Here is a 20946-nt window from a genome sequence, read left to right on the forward strand (position 1 = left end):
ATGCCGCGACCCGGGAAGGGGCGGGAATACTCGGCTAGGCTGGAGAGAGTGCGCAACGAGGATCACTGCGTGCATCCACACGAATCTTCATCGAGGAAAGCAGGCGATCGACTGTGTCGAGCCAGGTGACGGGCGTCGGTACTTCGAGCGAGGGCGAGTTCGGCGCGAACGAGTGGCTCGTGGACGAGCTCTACGAACAGTTCAAAGTCGACAAGCACTCCGTGGACAAGGCCTGGTGGCCGATTCTGGAGGCGTACCATCCGGTCGTCGACGGAGCCGGCGACGCCTCCGCATCGCCCCCGTCCCCGCCCACGGCGGCGCCGGCCGAACCGAAGCCCGTGACCGCACCCATCCCGGTGGTCGGTCAGGCTCCCGTGGCGCGCACCACGGCCAAGCCGGCAAAGCCGCAGCCGATCCCCGCGCAGGCCCCCAACGCCGCGCCGTCGGCGAATGCGGAGAGCACCGAGGAAGACCGCGTCACCGTCCTCAAGGGGATGCCGAAGGCTCTCGCGAGCAACATGGACGACTCGCTCACGGTCCCCACCGCGACCAGCGTCCGGACGATCCCGGCCAAGCTGATGATCGACAACCGCATCGTCATCAACAACCACATGTCGCGGACGCGCGGCGGCAAGGTCAGCTTCACGCACCTCATCGGGTGGGCGCTCATCCAGGCGCTCAAGGAGTTCCCGAGCCAGAACGTCTACTACGCCGAGATCGACGGCAAGCCCTCGGTCGTGGCTCCGGCGCACATCAACCTCGGCATCGCCATCGACATGCCCAAGCCCGACGGCACACGGGCGCTGCTGGTGCCCAGCATCAAGCGTGCCGACACGCTGACGTTCGGCGAGTTCCTCGCCTCCTACGAAGACCTCGTCCGTCGCGCGCGCTCGAACAAGCTCACGCCCGGCGACTTCCAGGGCACGACCATCTCGCTGACGAACCCGGGCGGCATCGGCACCGTCCACTCGGTCCCCCGCCTCATGCGCGGCCAGGGCGCGATCATCGGCGCGGGCGCGCTCGAGTACCCCGCCGAGTTCCAGGGCGCGAGCGAGCGGACGCTGAACGAGCTGGCGATCGGCAAGACGATCACCCTCACCAGCACCTACGACCACCGCGTGATCCAGGGCGCCGGCTCGGGCGAATTCCTGAAGAAGGTGCACGAGCTCCTCATCGGGCAGCGCGGTTTCTACGACGACATCTTCGCGGCGCTGCGCATCCCGTACGCGCCGATCCACTGGGCCGCCGACATCAGCGTCGACCTGTCCGAGCGCATCGACAAGAGCGCCCGCGTCCAGGAGCTCATCAACTCCTTCCGCGTCCGCGGCCACCTCATGGCCGACATCGACCCGCTCGAGTACGTGCAGCGCACGCACCCCGACCTCGAGATCGAGTCGCACGGGCTGACGTTCTGGGACCTCGACCGCGAGTTCGTCACCGGCGGCCTCGGCAACAAGCGCGTGGCGAAGCTCCGCGACATCCTCGGCGTGCTCCGCGACTCCTACTGCCGCACGCTCGGCGTCGAGTACATGCACATCCAGGACCCGGTGCAGCGTCAGTGGTTCCAGAGCAACGTCGAGGTGAAGTACACCAAGCCCGGCCACGACGAGCAGCTGCGCATCCTGTCGAAGCTCAACCAGGCCGAGGCCTTCGAGACGTTCCTGCAGACGAAGTTCGTCGGCCAGAAGCGCTTCAGCCTCGAGGGCGGCGAGTCGCTCATCCCGCTGCTCGACCAGATCCTCCAGGGCGCGGCATCCGCCGGCCTCGACGGCGCCGCGATCGGCATGGCCCACCGCGGACGCCTCAACGTGCTCACCAACATCGCCGGCAAGACCTACGGCCAGGTGTTCCGCGAATTCGAGGGCGCCGTCGCCGTGGGCAGCAAGCGCGGTTCGGGCGACGTGAAGTATCACCTCGGCACCGAGGGCACGTTCGTGGGCGACTCCGGCGCGGAGCTCCCCGTGTACCTCGCCGCGAACCCGTCGCACCTCGAGACCGTCGACGGTGTGCTCGAGGGCATCGTGCGCGCCAAGCAGGACCGGAAGCCGATCGGCACCTTCTCCTGGCTGCCGATCCTGGTCCACGGTGACGCGGCCTTCGCCGGCCAGGGCGTCGTCGTCGAGACGCTGCAGATGTCCCAGCTGCGCGGGTACCGCACAGGCGGCACGATCCACGTCGTGGTCAACAACCAGGTCGGCTTCACGACCACCCCGACCGACGCCCGCAGCTCGGTGTACGCGACCGATGTCGCCAAGACCATCCAGGCCCCGATCCTGCACGTCAACGGCGACGACCCCGAGGCCGTCGTGCGCGCCGCCGACCTGGCATTCCTCTACCGCGAGGAGTTCCACCGCGACATCGTCATCGACCTCGTCTGCTACCGCCGCCGTGGTCACAACGAGGGCGACGACCCCTCGATGACGCAGCCGCTGATGACGAACCTCATCGAGGCGAAGCGCTCGGTGCGCCGTCTGTACACGGAATCGCTCGTCGGACGCGGTGACATCACCGAGGACGAGTACGAGCAGGCCAAGCAGGATTTCCAGAACCGTCTGGAAGTCGCCTTCGCCGACACCCACGCGGCCGAGACCGGGGCCACCCCGGTCGTCTCGACCGACGCGGCGGACGACGTCGTCGTCGGGGCGCCCGAGACCACGGGTGTGTCGCGCGAGGTCGTGCACCACATCGGCGACGCGTTCGTGAACAAGCCGGACGGCTTCACGGTGCACAACAAGCTCCAGCAGTTGCTCGAGAAGCGTCTCGACATGAGCCGCAACGGCGGGATCGACTGGGCCTTCGGCGAGCTGCTCGCCTTCGGTTCGGTGCTGATGGAGGGCACGCCCGTGCGTCTCGCCGGTCAGGACTCGCGTCGCGGCACCTTCGTGCAGCGCCACGCGGTGCTCCACGACCGCAACAACGGTCAGGAATGGCTGCCGCTGGCGAACCTCAGCGAGAACCAGGGCCGCTTCTGGGTGTACGACTCCCTGCTGAGCGAATACGCCGCGATGGCGTTCGAGTACGGCTACTCGGTCGAGCGCGCGGACGCCCTCGTGCTGTGGGAGGCCCAGTTCGGCGACTTCGCCAACGGCGCCCAGTCGGTCATCGACGAGTTCATCTCGTCGGCCGATCAGAAGTGGGCGCAGCAGTCGAGCGTCGTGCTGCTGCTCCCCCACGGCTACGAGGGTCAGGGTCCCGACCACTCGTCCGCCCGCATCGAGCGCTACCTGCAGATGTGCGCGCAGGACAACATGATCGTCGCCCGCCCGTCGACCCCGGCGTCGTACTTCCACCTGCTGCGCCGCCAGGCGTACCAGCGCCCCCGTCGCCCGCTCATCGTGTTCACGCCGAAGGCCATGCTGCGTCTGCGCGGCGCGACGAGCCCGGTCGAGGATTTCCTCGAGGGACGCTTCGAGCCGGTGTTGGACGACGACCGCGGCATCGACCGCGGCGCCGTCAAGCGCGTGCTCCTGCACGCCGGCAAGATCCACTGGGACCTGCGCGCCGAGCTCGACAAGAACCCCAACCCCGAGATCGCGCTCGTGCGCCTCGAGCAGTACTACCCGGCTCCGGTCGAAGAGCTGAATCGGGTGCTCGAGACCTACCCGAACGCCGAGCTCGTGTGGGTTCAGGACGAGCCCGAGAACCAGGGCGCCTGGCCGTTCATCGCGCTCGAGGTCGCCGATCAGCTCGGTGGGCGCGGCATCCGCGTGATCTCCCGCGCAGCCGCCGCCTCGACGGCCACCGGATCGCCGAAGGTGCACGCGAACGAGCACGCCGCCATCATGAAGGCCGCGCTCTCGCTCTGACCCCGGAATGACGGAGGGGCTCGGTCGAGATGACCGGGCCCCTTCGTCGTTCTCCGTGCCCGCGTCGATGCGCCATTCCCGGATGCCGCGACGGGGGCGTCATCCCCGGATGCCGCGCCGCGGCCGTCCTTCCGGATTCAGGATGCCGCTGCGGCGGGACCGTCGCTCCGGATCCGGGATGCCGCAGCGGCGTGACCCCGGATTCAGGATGCCGGGGCTGCGAGGCCGAGCGTGGGCGCCAGGGCCGGTATCGCGTACGCGAGACTCCCGTCGAGCGCCTCGCCGGTGTGCCCGGCTCCCTCGACGATGTGGGTGAGGACGCTGAATCCCGCAGCCTGGGCCGCCTGGGAATTCGCGAGCTGCCCCGGACCGTACGTGGTGTCGAGGCTGCCCCAGGTGAAGACGGCGGTGTGGCCGGCATAGCTGTCCGCGGGGGCCGCGGCCATGATCACCGACGGCTTGTTCGCCTGGAAGGCGCCCGCGTTGCCGCCGTACACCTCCGCAACCGTGTGCTCGACGTGCTCCGATCCGGGGAACTCGTTCCCCATCACATCGAGCAGATTGCCCCACGTCCCGGGGTACTTCGCGCCGTACACGGCGGCACACGAACCGCCGTTCGAGAAGCCACCGATCGTCCAGTACCGGTGATCCGTGACGATGTTGAGGTTCTTCTCGGCCCACTGGGGCACCAGCTGGTTGATGTAGGTCGCGACGGCGCCATACTTCGCCGAGTCGACGCACGCGGGGTCGCGGTCGGGGGCCGTGAGCTGGTCGACCACGATCGCGATCGGGGCGAGGCCCTGATGGTTTGCCGCGAACGCATCGAGCGCCTTGGCCAGGGCGGTGGGATCCGGCGAGCCGGGCTGTCCCATCATGAACACGAGCAGCGGCAGCGCCGGGGGGTTCGGCACCTGCGCTGCGGGCGGAAGGTACAGCGACGCGTCGCGCGCGGAATACTGGCCCGTCGGGATCTTGGTGCTGCCCGTGAGGGCGCTCACCGATCCCTTCGCGGGCATGCTGGCCGGGGGCGCCCAGGTGCGATAGAGCGTCGCCGGATCGTTCGCCGCGGCGTCCCGCTGCGGGAGGCTGGCGGGATCGAGCGCTTGCACGCCCAGGATGGCGGCGAGGTTGTGCGTCACGCCATACGAGGCGTTCACGCCGAGCGCCGCCGCGAACAGCGCGGCGAGCACCGTGACGACACCGACGATCCTTCGTCCCCACGGCCGCAGGCACACCCCGACGACGCCCACCGCCACCGCGGCGACGCCTCCGGCGGCCCAGACGGCGGCGAATGCGGGGAGCGCACCCTGGAAGACGCCCCGGCCCTCGAGCGCACGCACCACGATGTACGTGAGGAGTGCCGCGGTCACGGCGATGAGCAGCGTGCCCGTGAGGCGGCGGGGCGGCCACAGCAGGACGGCCAGCACGCCGAGCGCGGCGATCACGGCGGTGACGATGAGCAGAGGCGAGTCGATCAGCTCGAACGACAGGAGGAACCGGGTCACCGGCGCCCTCCCCAGGCGCTCCGCGCGAGCGCCACGATCTCCCGGCGTGAGGCGTCCGGCAGGTACGCGCGGCCCACCGCCGCGCCGATGGCCGGCAGGTCCAGCGGATCGCGGTAGGCCAGGGTCAGCTCGCGGTAGCGCGGACGGAACTTGCCCTTGAAACGGAAGAGGGACGCGAAGCCGTACGCGGGCTCCAGCACCTCCGCGAGCCACCGCAGGAGAGCACGGAGGGGCGCCGGATCGGCATCGCTGAGCGCCTCCGGCGACTCGGCCAGGGGCGCGCCGGAGAGACTGAGCACCCCGACGCCCTCCTCCTGCAACTGCAGCGCGGCCTTGGCGATGAGGAACTCCATCATGCCGTTGGGGCCGTCGGTCCGACGCCGCATGAAGTCGAGCGTCCATCCCGTGATGGCACCGTCGGTCCAGCTCGGCATCCAACTCGTGACCGCCTCGATGCGTCCCTCGGGTCCGACCGCCAAGAGCAGGCGGACATCGCGGTCGCGCAGCTCGTCCAGCGAGCCGAGGGTGAAGCCCATCTCCGGAAGAGCCCGGTCGGCGACCCATTCCTCGTCGATCGCGATCACCTGCGACGCCTGCGAGACGGTGAGGTCGTGCCAGCGCGTCCAGACGGCCGTGTACCCCTCCCGCTCCGCACGCGTGAGCGGTTGACGCACCTTCTGCCACGCCTTCCCCGCGAAGGTCAGTCCGGGCAGATCCATCACCGTCTCCACCCCGACGGGCACGTTCCGCCAGCCGAGGGCATCGAGGTCGGCGGCCGTGTCCTCGTGGACGCTGTAGAAGGCGGGCGTCCAGCCGCGCTCGACGCAGAAATCGGAGAACGTCTGCAGGGTCTCGGGCCGACGACCTTCCGGCACGAGCGGGTCCGCCACGGCGAGGGCCACGTCGCCCACGAGCCGGTACGCCACGGCGCATTCGAGGTCGTCGGAGTACCAGTGCAGGTTGCCGGTCCACGTCCCCAGGAACCCCAGGGTGTCGCTGCCCCGCTGCAGCAGTTCGCGGTAGAGCCGCGTGTCGCCGGGATCGGGACGCTGGATCCGACGGAACAACCAGAGGACGGCGGCGATGACGATGACCCAGAACAGCACGCCGACCCACTGGTACGCGAAGAGCGCCGGCCCGTGGTGCGGGAACGTCGCGGCCCCGGCGGGGTTCGTGTACGCGGGCGGGAGGAAGCGCCGCAGCGTCAGGAGGACGAGGTCGAGGACGGACGGGTCGCGGTCGAAGGACCGGCGCCCGAGCTCCTCGATAGCGAAGAACGTGGACGCGCAGGCGACGAAGGCGACGCCGATGACGACGGCGACGGTGCGTGCCGCGCCGCGCGTCGCGAGCACCGGGAACTTGCGCCGCTGCAGGAGGAGGACGATCGCCAGGACCAGCGGGATCACGACCGTGGCGAGCGCCCACAGCACGTACTCCGCACCGCTGCCGTCGACCCACGGGTCGATGCGCAGACGCCCGTCGATCAGCGAGATGACGGGGATGACCGCGGATGCCACGAGCGTGAGCACCGCGAGGATCAGCGCCGCTCGGCGCCCGAGTCGCAGCCCCCACGCCGCGACGAGCATGAGCACGAGAGGGATGACGGCCAGCAGCGCCGGACCGAGCCCGCGGGTCATCAGCAGCGCCACCTGCTCGTCGCACACCGACGAGGACATCCGGCCGCACCGCGACAGCAGTTCGTCGTCGTACTGGGTGTAGGCATCCACGACCAGTGACAGCGGGCCGCGACCGCCGCCGCTGATGAGCGCGACCAGCGGGCCGCTTCCCACGACCGCGACGACGAGCGCGAGCAGCGTCCGCGTCTCGCGGGTGGAGCTGCGATGCCACGCGCGTCTCTCCCGCCCGCGCGCGAGGATCTCGCCCACGACGAGACCGATGAGCGCGGCGCTGAGGCGGTACCAGGAGTCCGCGTCGCCGGCGTACAGAGCGAAGAGGGCGAGCGTCGCGAACCCGACGAGGCGGACGCGGCGCCGCCAGAGGGTCGACGCGAAGGCCGACGCGGCCATCACGACACCCGCGATGGGCGTCGTCGGGTCGAGGACCGGCACCTCGGCGGCGATCACCGGACGCAGGTCGGTCACCGCCCACGCGGCCGCGTGCAGCCCGATCCCGGTGAGGAGACCCGCGAGCCCGAGCACGGCCAGGAGGACCGCGGTACGCCGCGATCCCAGCAGCCTCTCGGCATAGGCGAGCACCGTGACGGCCAATGCCGCCGACACCACCGCGTCGATGGTCGAGTCCGGGATCACGAGGGCGGTGAGAAGAGTCCACCACCGCCCCGCGGCGAACGTCGCGAGGGGGCCGGCGCCCCAGACGGACGCGTCCTCGCCCCAGAGCGACTCCGTCAGCGCGGCCGACGTGAGGATGATCACCACGAAGGCGAAGGACACCGGGTGGGTCCGCACGTACCGCCCCGCCGCCCGGAGGAAAGCGCCCGACCGCTCCCGGGTACGCCGACCGCGCCGCGGAACGGCGGAAGGAGCAGGGGCGTCGGACATCGGAGGGATGTTACTCGGGGACTCTATGGGCGATTCTCAGTACCAGATGTCGAGGAGCGGCGTCGCGGCGGGGGCGAACGCGGCGTCGATCGCGGCGAGATCCTCCCCCGTACCGCGTACGAGACCGGCGGTGGCGAGTTCGGTGGCCCGCACGCCCCCGAGCAGCAGGGATGCCAGCGAGCCGACCGGCATCCACACGTCCGGCGCGACGTCCGTGCGCTCGGCCGAGGCCTCTCCGTCGGCGCCGATGCGGACGCGCCACGCTCCATCGGCGAAGCCCAGGGCGTCCTCGACGCCGACGACGAGGTCGAGCGGACCGGAATAGGCACGGGATGCCAGCGCTCCGGGCACGTCGAGGATGCGCAGCCAGTGATGGTCGGTGAGGGTCGCCGTGACCGCGCGCCGGTCGGACACCATCCACTGCACGGGCGGCACCGCGGGCTGGAGCTCGGCCGTCACCTTGCCGACGAGGTCGTGCTCGAGCGCGAAGCGCCACAGCGCGGCCAGCGCCTCGTCTCCGTCGGCGAAGAGCGCGCGGACCTGCAGCTCGTGCTCGGTGTACTCCTCGCGCTCGGCGATCGTGTAGACGAGGATGCCGCGCTCGACCCCGGAGGTATCGGTGTAGGTCACGGCCCGGACCTTCTTGGCATCCGGTGCTTCGGGCGTCAGTCCCGCGATCCCGCGCCACCGGTTGTCCCAGCCCGGCACCGCGCCGGGGCGCTGCACGCGAATGCGTTCGTGCACGGCGGCCAGGCGCGCGGTCAGGCTCTCACGCGCGACGAAATCGAGACGGCCGGGCGCCACCGGCCCCGTCCAGCGCACCCGGCGGGTGTCGACGGTGACGTTCGATGCCCAGGCTGCCGGCGAGAATCCCCACCGCCCGTAGATCGTGGCTTCCGTCACGGTGAGCCCGGCCAGCGCGAAGCCGGCGGCGGCTGCGGCCCGCAGTTCGCCGGTGAGCATCGCCGTGGCGATGCCGCGGCGGCGATGCGTCGGCGCGACCGTGACGGCGCTGATCGACCACAGCGGGATCGTCCGACCGGGCGACACCGTCAGCTCGCTCACCCACGAGTCGACCGTGGCCACGGGAGCCTCCGGCTGGTCGCCCGCCCGGTCGTAGACACCGACGAGGCGACGGCCGCGCAACCCGTCCCGGGAGTTCTCGACCTGCTCCTTCGTCGGCTCCTCACCGAGGAAGCCGCGGGCGACCGAGGAGAGGAAGGCGGGAAAGGCCTCGCCCTCGACGTCGACGAGGGCGTACTCGAGGCCGGTGGCGGCGAGCGCCGCGGTCGATTCGGCGTCGAGAGGGGGCGTCGTGTTCTGCGCGGAAGCCATCACCCCAGCCTACGGACCGCCCGCCCCCGCGCGGAGGGATTGCGACGTCAGTGTGCGGCCTGCAGCGACCGCAGCCGCGCCAACACCTGATCGCGCAGCTCGTCGGGAGCCGTCTCCTTGCACGCGCGGGCCACCACCTCGGTCAGGGTCCGCGCCACGAGAGCTTCGTTCTGGCACTCGGGGCACTTCTCGAGGTGCTCGCGGATGTCGTTGTGCTCCGTCTTGCAGACCTCGTTGCGGAGGTACTCCTCCAGGTCACGTCGCGCCTTGTCGCAGCCGCAGTCGCTCATTTCTTCACTCCCGTCGCGGCCTGGATGCCGCGCTCCTTCGCGTAATCCGACAGCAGGTCACGCAGCAACCGCCTGCCGCGGTGCAGGCGGCTCATGACCGTGCCGATCGGGGTCTTCATGATGTCGGCGATCTCCTGGTAGGCGAAGCCCTCGACGTCGGCGAGGTACACCGCCAGCCGGAAATCTTCGGGGATCGACTGCAGCGCGTCCTTCACGATGGACGCCGGCATGTGGTCGATCGCTTCGGCCTCGGCCGAACGGGCACTCGTGGCCGTGGTCGACTCGGCGCCGCCGAGCTGCCAGTCCTCGAGATCGTCGATGGCGCTCTGATACGGCTCGCGCTGCTTCTTGCGGTACGTGTTGATGTACGTGTTCGTCAGGATGCGGTAGAGCCACGCCTTGAGGTTGGTGCCCTGCGTGAAGCTCGACCAGGAGCCGAAGGCCTTCACGAAGGTCTCCTGCACGAGGTCGGCCGCGTCGGCCGGGTTCCGGGTCATGCGCATCGCCGCCGCGTACAGCTGATCCATGAAGGGCAGTGCCTGCTCTTCGAACTGTGCGCGGGGCTCCGCTTCGAGCGGGCCCGTGGGTGCCTTGTCGTCCATCGACGGCAAGTCTACGTCGGGCGTATCTTCGGCCCACCTCAGGGCTGAACCCAGAGCCGGACGTTCGAGAAGTGCGGTCACGTGTCATCCCCTTTCAGTAGGGTAGAAACCGATGAGCGACCACGGGTATTCCCCCCTTTCCCCGACCGCCGCGCACCGTACCGAGGGGCGCGGTGAGTGGCGTGCGCCCGTCGCCGACGGCGGAGTGGATGCCACGGTCACGGTGCCCGGGTCGAAGTCGCTGACCAACCGGGAACTCGTCCTGGCCGCGCTGGCCGACGGACCGGGCGTGCTGCACGCGCCGCTCCACTCCGACGACTCGGCGCGCATGATCGACGCGCTCCGCACGCTCGGCGTCGAGATCGAGGAGATCGACGAGGGATCCCCGTTCGGCCCCGACCTCCGCGTGACCCCGCCGTCGAGCTTCACGGGCGGCACGACCGTCGACTGCGGTCAGGCCGGCACCGTGATGCGTTTCGTCACCCCGGTCGCCGGTCTCGCGCGCGGCGACGTGTACGTCACGGCCCACGAGAGCGCGCTGCACCGCCCGATGGGCGCCATGGTGTCGGCCCTGCGAGATGTCGGCGTCGACATCGACGCGGGCGGCGGGTGGACGCTCCCCTTCACGGTCCTCGGCCACGGGCACGTGCGCGGTGGCGAGGTCGAGATCGATGCGAGTCAGTCGAGCCAGTTCGTCTCGGGGCTCCTCCTCAGCGCTCCCCGCTTCGACGTCGGACTGCACCTGCGCCACGTCGGTTCGCGACTCCCGAGCGTTCCGCACATCGACATGACGGTCGAGGCCCTCGCGCACCGCGGCGTCCACGTCGAGCGTCCCGCGGTCGGCGAGTGGATCGTGCCGGCCGGTCCGATCCGCGCGAAGGACGTCGCGATCGAGCCCGACCTGTCCAACGCCGCTCCGTTCCTCGCCGCGGCGATGGTCACGGGAGGATCCGTGTCGGTCACCGGCTGGCCCGCGCATAGCACGCAGCCCGGAGCACTGCTCCCCGAGATCCTCGGCGAGATGGGTGCGCACGTGCACCGTCGCGGCGGCACGCTGACGGTGACGGCGGGCGATGGCATCCAGGGTGCCGAACTCGACCTGTCGGCCGCCGGCGAACTCGCCCCGACGATCTTCGGCCTGGCCGCCTTCGCCGACGGCCCGACGACGCTGCACGGCATCGGGCACATCCGCGGACATGAGACCGACCGCATCGCCGCTCTCGTCGGGAACCTCCGCGGGATCGGGGGCGAGGCGCACGAGCTCGAGGACGGCATCCGGATCGTCCCCGCCCCGCTGCACGGCGGCGAGTGGAAAGCGCACCACGACCACCGCATGGCCACGACGGGCGCGCTCATCGGCCTGCGCGTCCCCGGCATCGTGATCGACGACATCGGCACGACCGCGAAGACCCTGCCGCAGTTCGCGGCCCTTTGGCAGACGATGCTGGGCACGGATGCCTCGGACTGACGCGTGAGCTGGCTCGACGACGCAGCCGATGACGACGACGACCTCGAATTCGACGAGTCGTCGGTCCGGGTCCGCCCGAACCCGAAGGCGAACCGCCCGCGCACCAAGCGCCGCCCGGCCCACGCCGACGCGCAGATCGCACGGGTGCTGGGCGTCGACCGCGGCCGGTACACGGTCCTCGTCGACGAGGACGGGCCCGACGAGCGGCGCGTCCTCGCGACCCGCGCGCGGGAACTGCGCAAGCAGCCGATCGTCAACGGCGACCGGGCGCGCGTGGTCGGCGATCTCTCCGGCGCCGAGGGCACGCTCGGCCGCATCGTCGGCATCGAGGAGCGGACGTCGCTCCTGCGGCGCAGCGCCGACGACACCGATCAGGTCGAGCGCGTCATCGTCGCCAACGCCGACCAGATGCTCATCGTCGTGGCCGCCGCCGACCCCGAACCGCGCGAACGCCTCGTCGACCGCTATCTCGTCGCGGCGCTGGATGCCGGCATCCGTCCGATGCTCGTCGTGACCAAGACCGATCTGTCGGATCCGAGCGAGTTCCTCTCGCACTTCGAGGGCGTCGATCTGCGCGTGTTCACGAGCGGGCGGGAGGACATGCCGCTCGAACGGATCGGCGAGGCCCTCGCGGGGCACTCGACCGTCTTCGTCGGGCACTCCGGCGTCGGGAAGTCGACGCTCGTGAACGCGCTGACGGGTTCCGAGCGCGCCACGGGTCACGTCAACGAGGTCACCGGCCGCGGTCGTCACACCTCGTCGTCGGCGGTCTCGCTGCGCTACCGCGGTCCGGCCGGATCCGGGTGGGTCATCGACACCCCCGGCGTCCGGTCCTTCGGTCTCGGGCACGTCGACCCCGCCAACGTCCTGGCCGCGTTCACCGACCTCGCCGAGGTCGCCGAGGAGTGCCCGCGCGGCTGCACCCACCTCCCGGACGCCCCGGACTGCGCGATCGTCGAGGCCGTGGCATCCGGTCGCCTCGGCCCGGGGGCGGCGGCCCGCCTCGATTCGCTGCAACGACTTCTCACGACGTTCCGGTCCATCGAGCGTTCTAGGCTGGAGGGGTGACGACCCTCGAAGCCGGCCAGGCCGCTCCCGATTTCACCCTGCTCGACCAGGACGAGCACCCCGTCTCGCTCAGCGACTTCCGCGGTCGCCGCGTGATCGTGTACTTCTACCCCGCGGCGCAGACGCCCGGCTGCACGACGCAGGCGTGCGACTTCCGCGACAGCCTCTCCTCGCTGCAGGGCGCCGGGTACACCGTCCTCGGCGTCTCGCGCGACACCCCCGAGAAGCTGCGCGCGTTCCGCGACAGCGACGGCCTGACGTTCCCGCTGCTGAGCGACCCCGACCACGCCGTGCACGAGGCGTACGGCGCGTGGGGCGAGAAGCAGAACTACGGCAAGACGATCACCGGCGTGCTGCGCTCGACCTTCGTGATCGACGAAGAGGGCCGCATCGTCGAGGCGCAGTACAACGTCAAGGCCGCCGGCCACGTCGCGCGCCTGCGCAAGACGCTGGGTCTCGCCACCGCCTGAGCCGGGTCTCGCCGCCGCCGTCGGGTTCGGGGCGCATCCGTCGCTCTGGGGCGCGGGTTTCGCGCCCCGGAACGAGGAACGCGCCCCGAATCGGCGATCTCGCGAATGGATGCCAAGACCCGGCGCGGCCGCTCGTCAGGCGTCGTCGCGGCGGCGCGGCGCGGCCGCCCGCACGGCGAGGATCAGCAGCGCGAGGCCGATGAGCGCGGGCACCGCGATGAGCAGGGCCACACCGGGCGAGGCCCACTCCCCCGTCAGCGCGCCGATCGCGACCGACAGGATCAGCAGCTGCGTCACGATGCCGCCCGATCGACCGGTCGAGACGTCGCGCGCGGTCGCAACGGCGAAGGCCCCGATCGCCGCGGCGCCGATGACGGTGAGCACGATGAGCGCGAGCGAACTGACCACCGAGTCGGTGTCGCCCCCGATGAGGGCCACGACCTGCCAGCCGGCGAGCGCCAGCACGCCGATCGCTTCGAGCCCGAGGACGAGCGCGGCCAGAAGACGAACCGGCATGACCCGCGATCCTTCCCGACGAGTGTTTCCCCAGCGTTGCAACCTGGAAACCTGCCGGTTACCTCTTGATCGGCCGGAAGCGCTGTGGGAGCATTGAAAAAGCCGTGTGCTCCCACAGCGACGTGGGGCGAGCAATCGCTCGCGTATCCCACCAGGGTACCGGACCCGAACCCCGGTGCCCGCCATCAGAAATTTTTCCGCAACAAGGAGCACCCCTATGGATTGGCGCGACAAAGCAGCCTGCCTGACCGTCGACCCCGAACTGTTCTTCCCCGTCGGCAACACCGGCCCCGCGGTCGACCAGATCGAGAAGGCCAAGTCGGTCTGCGCGCGCTGCACCGTCACCGAGGTCTGCCTGCAGTACGCCCTCGAGTCCGGCCAGGACTCGGGCGTGTGGGGCGGCCTCTCCGAGGACGAGCGCCGCGCGCTCAAGCGCCGCGCCGCGCGCGCCCGCCGCGCCTCCTGACCCCACGTCGCCGAGAAGCCCACCCCTCCGGGGGTGGGCTTCTTCGTTTCCGGGCCCGCTCGCGCTGGTCCGTGATGCGCGCCGGCTCAGTGATCCGCGCTCGCTCAGCGCGAAACGGTGGCGAGCGGCTGAGGTTGCGCGAATCGCGGAGGCAGCGCCGGGCGCCGCTCCGGGCCGCGCGCGACACAACCTCAGTGATCCGCCCAGAATCAGCCCGGGCGTGCGGAAGGCTGCTGAGGTTGCGCGAATCGCGGAGGCAGCGCCGGGTCAGGCGTTGGCGCGGTCGATGTACCGCAGCGGGATCTCGATGGTCACCTCGGTGCCGTTGCCCATGAGCGTGTGCCAGTCGATGGTGCCGCCGAGCTCGCCCTGGATCAGGGTGCGCACGATCTGCGTGCCGAGACCACGGCCCACCTGCCCCTCGGGCAGCCCCACGCCCGTGTCGCGCACGCGCACCTCGAGCATCTCGTCGCCGCGCTCGGCGGAGATCTCGACGTCGCCCTCCTGACCGGCGAGGCCGTGCTCGACGGCGTTGGTGACGAGCTCGGTGAGGGCCAGCGCGAGGGGCGTCGCGTACTCGCTCGGGAGAGTGCCGAACCGCCCCGTGCTGCGCGTCCGCGCGCGGGTGTTGGGCGCGGCCGCGACCTCGGCGACGAGCTTCAGCACGCGGGCGAACACGTCGTCGAAGTCGACGTTCTGCGCGAGGCCCTCCGACAGGGTGTCGTGGACCACCGCGATCGCCGACACGCGCCGCATGGCCTGGGTCAAGGCATCCCGCGCTTCGTCCGAGTGCGTCCGCCGCGCCTGGATGCGAAGGAGGGATGCCACGGTCTGGAGGTTGTTCTTGACGCGGTGGTGGATCTCGCGGATCGTCGCGTCCTTGGTGATGAGCTCCTGCTCCTGGTGCCGGATCTCGGTCACGTCGCGGCTCAGCACGATCGCGCCGATGCGGGTGCCGCGGTCGCGGAGCGGGATCGTGCGCAGCGACACCTGCACGCCGCGCGCCTCGATGTCGGCGCGCCACGGGGCTCGGCCGGTGACGACGATCGGCAGGGACTCGTCGACGTCCTGACGCTTCGCGGGGAGGATGCGCTCGGTGACCTCGGCGAGGGACTCCCCCTCGAGCTCGTCGTCGAAGCCCATGCGGTTGAACGCCGAGAGCGCGTTGGGGCTGGCGAACGTCGTGATGCCGTCGACGTCGAGGCGGATGAGACCGTCGGAGGCGCGCGGGGCACCGCGACGGGGCGAGGTTGGCGCCTTGAGGTCGGGGAACTCGCCCGAGGCGATCATGCCGAACAGGTCGTCGGCGCAGTCGTTGAAGGTGATCTGCTGCCGCGAGGGCGTGCGGGTCTCGCCGAGGTTGGTGTGGCGGGTGAGGACGCCCACGGTCGTGACGGCGTGGCCCTCGCGCGAGAGTTCGCGGACGATCGGCACGGCGCGCACGCGCGTCGGCGTCTCCTCGAACCAGTCCGGGGATGCCGAGTCCACGATGCGTCCGCTCTGGAACGCCTCGCGCACCTGGGTGCGCCACTGCGGACGCACGCGGTCACCGACGATGTCGCGGTAGAACAGGGTCGCCGCTCCCCCGGGTCGGGTGTGCGCGACGGCGACGAACGAGTCGTCGGGCGTGGGCACCCAGATCACGATGTCGGCGAACGCGAGGTCGGCGAGGAGCTGGCCGTCGCCGGCGAGCCGATGCAGCCACTCGACGTCGGCTTCGCTGGAGCGGCCCTGGGCGTAGACGAGTTCGCTGAGTGTCGACACCCTCTCACCCTAAGCCGCGCGGGCCGTCGCGCCGGGCCGGTTGTCGTGCCGGGTGAAGTACGGGGGTGAAATGGTCGCCCCGGCAACTCGGGGGACATAATGATCGCGTGCCCGAGGCGCCGTCACCCCCTGACCGGTTCGCGTCCCCGGAATCCGTCGCCCGGATGCTGGGGATCGATGTACCGAGCGTGCTTTCGCTCGTGGGTGAGGGTCGCATCCGGGGGGTGCGCGTCGGCCCGGGGCAGGAGTGGCGCATCGAGCTCGCGAGCGTCGAGGATTACCTGGATGACCAGGCGGAAAACGTCCGCCGCACCGCACTCTGGGATCAGTCGCAGGCCGCGAGCTTCCCGGAGTTGTGGGGGCACGGCGACGTGCGTCATCCCGACTGACCGTCGTCCGCGTTTCACCCCCGACTCGTTCGATTCGCGCGCTCCGGCTCGGTTGGCTTCACCGGTCGTCTCCGTCCTACCGTCGTGCCACTGTCCCCCGGCACCACGACACACGGAAGTTTCCCCCCGCTATGCCTGCTGCTCCGCTCCCCCGTGGATCGACGTCCCGAACCGCCGTTCGATCCGACGCCTTCTTCGCGCCCCAGCGAACTTCGTCGGACGAGCTCCCCTCCGCCGAAGTGTTCATCCGCAATGTGGTGCGCGGGGTGCTCGAGGTCTTCGCCGGGGTCCGCGAGGCCGAGCAGCTCGCGCGATGGACCACCGAGGACGTCTATCGGGCGATCGTGGTCCGCGCCGGTCTCGCCGCGCGGGCGAGAAGCGCGCGACGCATGACGGCACCACGAGACGTGCACGCGATCCGCTCGGTGCACCTCTTCTCCCCCGTCGACGGCGTCTTCGAGGCCACCGTGATCGCCTCGGCCCGCACGCGCACCCGGGCGATCGCGCTCCGCATCGAGGGGCTCGACGGTCGCTGGCGCGTCACCGCGCTCGCGCTGCTCTGAGAACGCTCAGGGCCGCCAGGACGCGAGGAAGTTGCCCAGACGCTCGATGGCATCCGAGATCACCCGAGCCTCGGGGAGCGTCACGATGCGCACGTGGTCGGTCGCGGGCCAGTTGAAGCCCGAACCCTGCACGAGCAGCACGTGCTCGGCGACGAGGAAGTCGCGCACGAACGCCGCGTCGTCGGGGATCTCGTACACCTCGGGGTCGAACCGCGGGAACGCGTACAGCGCACCCCGCGGCAGCACGCACGAGACACCGGGGATCGCCTCGAGGCCCTTCCACGCGGCGTCCCGCTGCTCGTGCAGACGCCCCGACGGTGCGATCAACGCATCGATCGACTGCACCCCCGACAGCGCCGCCTGCACCGCGAACTGCGCCGGCACGTTGGGACACAGACGCGTGGATGCCAGGAGGTTGATGCCCTGCAGGAACCCCTCGGCGTGATCCTGCGGCCCGGTGATGACGAGCCAGCCCGACCGGTACCCGGCGACGCGGTACGTCTTCGACAGGCCGTTGAAGGTCAGGCAGAGCAGATCCGGAGCGACGGTCGCCATGGGGATGTGCACGGCGTCGTCGAACAGGATGCGGTCGTAGATCTCGTCCGACAGCAGCAGCAACGAGTGCTCGCGGGCGATGTCGGCGATGCCCTCGAGGATCTCGCGCGAGTAGACCGCACCCGTCGGGTTGTTCGGGTTGATCACGACGATGGCCTTGGTGCGCGGGGTGACCTTGGACCGGATGTCCTCGAGGTCGGGCTGCCACTCGCGCGACTCGTCGCACAGGTAGTGCACGGGGGTGCCGCCGCCGAGGCTCGTCATCGCCGTCCACAGCGGGTAATCGGGTGCCGGGATCAGCACCTCGTCGCCCTCGTCGAGGAGGGCCTGCATCGTCATGGTGATCAGCTCGGACACCCCGTTGCCGAGGTACACGTGGTCGGGGTCGAAGTGCGGGAAGCCGGGCTCCTGCTCGTACCGCGACACGATCGCGCGACGGGCGGACAGGATGCCACGACTGTCGCTGTAGCCGTGCGCGTGCGGCACCGACGCGATCATGTCGCGCACGATCTGGTGCGGAGCCTCGAAGCCGAAGATCGCCGGGTTGCCGGTGTTGAGCTTGAGGATCGAGTGCCCCTCGGCCTCGAGTCGATCGGCCTCGACGAGGGCCTCCCCGCGGATCTCGTAGAGGACATCCTTCAGCTTCGACGACTGATCGAGGGGGCGCAGCGGGCTCATCAGGTCAGGATATCCCCGCGTCGATCCGGCCAATCGACCACGCGTGGCCTCCCCGGACGCACGGATGCCGTGCTCCCGCGCAGCGGCGGGGGCACGGCATCCACGAGCTGGCGCTACTTCTTCTTGCCGGCGGCGCGACGATCCGCGCGGTTGTTCGCGGCGGGCTCGGGAGCGTCCGTGCGCTGTCCGAACGCTCCACGGGCGCCGGTCGGCGCGGCCTGGGCCGCGGGAGCCTGAGCCTGACCCGCCTGGCGCAGACGGTTGGTCGCCGCCTGCTGCACCTGGCCGCGGTCGTTGCGGACCTCGACCTCACCGGCGTCGTTCGCGGCGGAGTACTCCAGGCGCTGGCCCTCGACGGCCGCCGGGGCGAGACCCTTGGCCTCGACCTGGGCACCCTCGACGCCGTCGCCCTTCCGGACCTCGACCTCGAGGTTGTAGAGGAAGCCGGCCGACTCCTCCTTGATCTGCCCCATCATCGACTGGAACATCTGGTAGCCCTCGCGCTGGTACTCGATGAGCGGGTCGCGCTGAGCCATCGCCCGCAGGCCGATGCCGTCCTTGAGGTAGTCCATCTCGTAGAGGTGCTCGCGCCAGCGGCGGTCGAGCACCTGCAGCACCACGCGGCGCTCGAGCTCGCGGAGCGCCGGGGCACCGAGCGCCTCCTCGCGGGCCTCGTACGCGATGCGGGCGTCGGAGATGATCTCGCGCTTCAGCCCCTCGGGGGTGATGCGGCCCTTGTTGCCGCCCGCCTCGGCCACGACCTCGTCGATCGTGACGCTCACGGGGTACAGGGTCTTCAGCTCGGTCCACAGCGCGTCGAAGTCCCACGACTCGGTGTGACCGCTGCTGGTGTGGTCGTCGATGATCGCGGTGATGGCATCCTCGATGAAGTGCTGCACGCGGTCGGCGATGTCGTCGCCCTGCAGCATGTGCCGGCGGTCGGCGTAGATCGCCTCGCGCTGGCGGTTGAGGACGTCGTCGTACTTGAGGACGTTCTTGCGCATCTCGGCGTTGCGCGCCTCGACCTGCGACTGGGCGCTCTTGATCGCGCGCGAGACGAGACCGGATTCGATCGCGACGTCGTCGGGGAAGTTCGTGCGGGACAGGATCGCCTCGGCGGCTCCCGACTGGAACAGGCGCATGAGGTCGTCAGTGAGCGACAGGTAGAACCGGCTCTCACCGGGGTCGCCCTGACGGCCCGAACGACCGCGCAGCTGGTTGTCGATGCGGCGCGACTCGTGGCGCTCGGTGCCGAGCACGTACAGGCCGCCGGCCTCGGTGACCTTCGCGGCCTCCTCGGCGACCGTGTCGCGGACCGCCTGGTAGACCGAGTCCCACTCGGCCTCGTACGCGTCCGGCGTCTCGACCGGGTCGAGACCCTTCGCCTTCATCTCCGACACCGCCAGGAACTCGGCGTTTCCGCCGAGCATGATGTCGGTACCGCGGCCGGCCATGTTCGTGGCGACCGTGACGGCGCCGAGGCGACCCGCGCGCGCGACGATCTCGGCCTCGCGCGCGTGGTTCTTGGCGTTCAGGACCTCGTGGCGGATGCCCTTCTTGGACAGCAGCCGCGACAGGTACTCGCTCTTCTCGACGCTCGTCGTTCCGACGAGGACCGGCTGGCCCTTCTCGTGACGCTCGGCGATGTCCTCCACGACCTGCGCGAACTTCGCCGTCTCGTTCTTGTAGACGAGGTCGGGCTGGTCCTTGCGGATCATCGGCTTGTTCGTCGGGATGGGCACCACGCCGAGCTTGTAGGTCGACATGAACTCCGCCGCCTCGGTCTCGGCCGTACCGGTCATGCCGGAGAGCTTCTCGTAGAGACGGAAGTAGTTCTGCAGGGTGACCGTGGCGAGGGTCTGGTTCTCAGCCTTGACCGGCACGCCCTCCTTCGCCTCGATCGCCTGGTGGATGCCTTCGTTGTACCGGCGTCCGACGAGGATGCGGCCCGTGTGCTCGTCGACGATCATGACCTCGTCGTTCATGACGACGTAGTCGGTGTCGCGCTTGAAGAGCGCGATCGCCTTGATCGAGTTGTTGAGGAACGAGATGAGCGGGGTGTTGGCCGACTCGTACAGGTTGTCGATGCCGAGGTAGTCCTCGACCTTCTCGATGCCGGGCTCGAGCACGCCGATCGTGCGCTTCTTCTCGTCGACCTCGTAGTCGACGCCCGCCTCGAGCGTGCGCGCCAGCTTGGCGAACTCGGTGAACCAGCGGTTGGCCTCCCCCGACGCGGGGCCGGAGATGATGAGCGGCGTGCGCGCCTCGTCGATGAGGATCGAGTCGACCTCGTCGACGATCGCGAAGAAGTGACCGCGCTGCACGAGGTCCTCCTTGCGCCAGGCCATGTTGTCGCGCAGGTAGTCGAAGCCGAATTCGTTGTTCGTGCCGTAGCTGATGTCGGCCTCGTACTGCTCTCGGCGCACGTCGGGCGTCTGGCCCGAGACCACGGTGCCCGTGGTCATGCCGAGCGCGCGGTACACGCGACCCATGAGCTCGGACTGGTAGCTCGCGAGGAAGTCGTTGACCGTGATGACGTGGACGCCCTTGCCCGCGATCGCGTTGAGGTAAGCGGGCAAGGCCGCGGTCAGGGTCTTGCCCTCACCGGTCTTCATCTCGGCGATGTTGCCGAGGTGCAGGGCCGCGCCGCCCATGATCTGCACGTCGTACGGACGCTGGCCGAGCGTGCGCTTGGCCGCCTCGCGAACGGCGGCGAAGGCCTCCGGCATCAGCTGGTCGAGCGTCTCGCCGGCCTCGTACCGGGCCCGCAGCTCGACGGTCTCGTTGCGCAGCTCTTCGTCGGTGAGCTGCTCGTAGTCCTCCTCGAGGGCACCGGTCGCCTTCACGACGCCCTGCAGTCGGCGGAGGATGCGCCCCTCTCCGGCGCGCAGCAGTTTCTCGAGCGGATTGGCCACGAAGCATCTCCATCTATCGGGTGCGGCGCCCTCGTGG

Annotated in this window: 16 protein-coding genes; 7 read left to right on the plus strand and 9 right to left on the minus strand. The window is 70.2% G+C overall.

The window, feature by feature from the left end; translation table 11 throughout:
- Nucleotides 1–113 precede the first annotated feature (113 nt).
- Complete coding sequence (locus tag RKD05_RS01155) at nucleotides 114–3806, plus strand: multifunctional oxoglutarate decarboxylase/oxoglutarate dehydrogenase thiamine pyrophosphate-binding subunit/dihydrolipoyllysine-residue succinyltransferase subunit (protein ID WP_424707509.1); 3693 nt, start codon at nucleotides 114–116, stop codon at nucleotides 3804–3806.
- Nucleotides 3807–4009: 203 nt separating this feature from the next.
- Here RKD05_RS01155 and RKD05_RS01160 read toward each other — a convergent pair whose 3' ends face one another.
- Genes RKD05_RS01160 through RKD05_RS01180 form a run of 5 tightly spaced genes read right to left on the minus strand, consistent with a single transcriptional unit; the run spans nucleotide 4010 to nucleotide 10138 of the window.
- Nucleotides 4010–5311: an alpha/beta hydrolase gene (locus RKD05_RS01160; protein WP_424707510.1), complete on the minus strand. Its 1302-nt coding sequence runs from the start codon at nucleotides 5309–5311 to the stop codon at nucleotides 4010–4012.
- On the minus strand, nucleotides 5308–7830 hold the full coding sequence (locus tag RKD05_RS01165) for a bifunctional lysylphosphatidylglycerol flippase/synthetase MprF (RefSeq protein ID WP_424707511.1): 2523 nt from the start codon (nucleotides 7828–7830) through the stop codon (nucleotides 5308–5310). The genes RKD05_RS01160 and RKD05_RS01165 overlap by 4 nt, the downstream gene beginning before the upstream one ends.
- 36 nt (nucleotides 7831–7866) lie before the next feature.
- Nucleotides 7867–9165: a GNAT family N-acetyltransferase gene (locus tag RKD05_RS01170; RefSeq protein ID WP_424707512.1), complete on the minus strand. Its 1299-nt coding sequence runs from the start codon at nucleotides 9163–9165 to the stop codon at nucleotides 7867–7869.
- 47 nt (nucleotides 9166–9212) lie between these two features.
- Nucleotides 9213–9455, minus strand: coding sequence for a zf-HC2 domain-containing protein (locus tag RKD05_RS01175; protein WP_022878930.1), 243 nt, complete (start codon nucleotides 9453–9455; stop codon nucleotides 9213–9215).
- Complete coding sequence (locus tag RKD05_RS01180) at nucleotides 9452–10138, minus strand: sigma-70 family RNA polymerase sigma factor (RefSeq protein WP_026095822.1); 687 nt, start codon at nucleotides 10136–10138, stop codon at nucleotides 9452–9454. Before RKD05_RS01180 ends, RKD05_RS01175 begins: the two co-directional genes overlap by 4 nt.
- 31 nt (nucleotides 10139–10169) lie before the next feature.
- On the opposite strand from RKD05_RS01180, the gene aroA reads away from it, so the two are divergent.
- From aroA to bcp, 3 genes are read left to right on the plus strand one after another with little or no spacing between them, the layout of a single operon-like run.
- On the plus strand, nucleotides 10170–11525 hold the full coding sequence (gene aroA / locus RKD05_RS01185; RefSeq protein ID WP_424707513.1) for a 3-phosphoshikimate 1-carboxyvinyltransferase: 1356 nt from the start codon (nucleotides 10170–10172) through the stop codon (nucleotides 11523–11525).
- Nucleotides 11526–11528: 3 nt separating this feature from the next.
- Nucleotides 11529–12593 (plus strand): ribosome small subunit-dependent GTPase A, encoded by a 1065-nt coding sequence (gene rsgA / locus RKD05_RS01190; protein WP_063258109.1) that lies wholly within the window; start codon nucleotides 11529–11531, stop codon nucleotides 12591–12593.
- Nucleotides 12590–13063, plus strand: a complete 474-nt coding sequence (gene bcp / locus RKD05_RS01195) for a thioredoxin-dependent thiol peroxidase (RefSeq protein WP_424707514.1) — start codon at nucleotides 12590–12592, stop codon at nucleotides 13061–13063. Before rsgA ends, bcp begins: the two co-directional genes overlap by 4 nt.
- A 135-nt stretch (nucleotides 13064–13198) precedes the next feature.
- On the opposite strand, the gene RKD05_RS01200 is transcribed toward bcp, so the two are convergent.
- Nucleotides 13199–13579, minus strand: a complete 381-nt coding sequence (locus tag RKD05_RS01200; protein WP_424707516.1) for a histidine kinase — start codon at nucleotides 13577–13579, stop codon at nucleotides 13199–13201.
- 217 nt (nucleotides 13580–13796) lie between these two features.
- On the opposite strand from RKD05_RS01200, the gene RKD05_RS01205 reads away from it, so the two are divergent.
- Nucleotides 13797–14045 carry a WhiB family transcriptional regulator gene (locus RKD05_RS01205; protein WP_013583608.1) on the plus strand — a complete coding sequence of 83 codons (249 nt, stop codon included), beginning with the start codon at nucleotides 13797–13799 and terminating at the stop codon, nucleotides 14043–14045.
- A 267-nt stretch (nucleotides 14046–14312) separates the two neighbouring features.
- Here RKD05_RS01205 and RKD05_RS01210 read toward each other — a convergent pair whose 3' ends face one another.
- Complete coding sequence (locus RKD05_RS01210; RefSeq protein ID WP_424707518.1) at nucleotides 14313–15809, minus strand: sensor histidine kinase; 1497 nt, start codon at nucleotides 15807–15809, stop codon at nucleotides 14313–14315.
- Between the two features lie 107 nt (nucleotides 15810–15916).
- Between RKD05_RS01210 and RKD05_RS01215 the strand changes: the two genes are divergently transcribed.
- Nucleotides 15917–16198 carry a helix-turn-helix domain-containing protein gene (locus tag RKD05_RS01215; RefSeq protein ID WP_424707519.1) on the plus strand — a complete coding sequence of 94 codons (282 nt, stop codon included), beginning with the start codon at nucleotides 15917–15919 and terminating at the stop codon, nucleotides 16196–16198.
- 239 nt (nucleotides 16199–16437) lie between these two features.
- Nucleotides 16438–16761 carry an Rv3235 family protein gene (locus RKD05_RS01220; RefSeq protein ID WP_424707520.1) on the plus strand — a complete coding sequence of 108 codons (324 nt, stop codon included), beginning with the start codon at nucleotides 16438–16440 and terminating at the stop codon, nucleotides 16759–16761.
- Between the two features lie 6 nt (nucleotides 16762–16767).
- Here the strand turns inward: RKD05_RS01220 and RKD05_RS01225 are convergent, their stop codons facing one another.
- Together RKD05_RS01225 and secA are read right to left on the minus strand one after the other, a co-directional pair.
- Nucleotides 16768–17994 carry a pyridoxal phosphate-dependent aminotransferase gene (locus RKD05_RS01225; protein ID WP_424707522.1) on the minus strand — a complete coding sequence of 409 codons (1227 nt, stop codon included), beginning with the start codon at nucleotides 17992–17994 and terminating at the stop codon, nucleotides 16768–16770.
- Between the two features lie 113 nt (nucleotides 17995–18107).
- Nucleotides 18108–20909: a preprotein translocase subunit SecA gene (secA, locus tag RKD05_RS01230; protein WP_022878920.1), complete on the minus strand. Its 2802-nt coding sequence runs from the start codon at nucleotides 20907–20909 to the stop codon at nucleotides 18108–18110.
- Nucleotides 20910–20946: the final 37 nt, after the last annotated feature.

The organism is Microbacterium sp. SLBN-111 (genome assembly GCF_049739645.1).
Lineage (GTDB): Bacteria > Actinomycetota > Actinomycetes > Actinomycetales > Microbacteriaceae > Microbacterium.

What these genes read in the sequence shown, in the direction of transcription:
- RKD05_RS01200 (WP_424707516.1), bottom strand. Translation starts at nt 13,579, where the DNA reads ATGCCGGTTCGTCTTCTGGCCGCGCTCGTCCTCGGGCTCGAAGCGATC.
- RKD05_RS01170 (WP_424707512.1), bottom strand. Translation starts at nt 9,165, where the DNA reads ATGGCTTCCGCGCAGAACACGACGCCCCCTCTCGACGCCGAATCGACC.
- RKD05_RS01205 (WP_013583608.1), top strand. Translation starts at nt 13,797, where the DNA reads ATGGATTGGCGCGACAAAGCAGCCTGCCTGACCGTCGACCCCGAACTG.
- RKD05_RS01175 (WP_022878930.1), bottom strand. Translation starts at nt 9,455, where the DNA reads ATGAGCGACTGCGGCTGCGACAAGGCGCGACGTGACCTGGAGGAGTAC.
- aroA (WP_424707513.1), top strand. Translation starts at nt 10,170, where the DNA reads ATGAGCGACCACGGGTATTCCCCCCTTTCCCCGACCGCCGCGCACCGT.
- RKD05_RS01225 (WP_424707522.1), bottom strand. Translation starts at nt 17,994, where the DNA reads ATGAGCCCGCTGCGCCCCCTCGATCAGTCGTCGAAGCTGAAGGATGTC.
- RKD05_RS01165 (WP_424707511.1), bottom strand. Translation starts at nt 7,830, where the DNA reads ATGTCCGACGCCCCTGCTCCTTCCGCCGTTCCGCGGCGCGGTCGGCGT.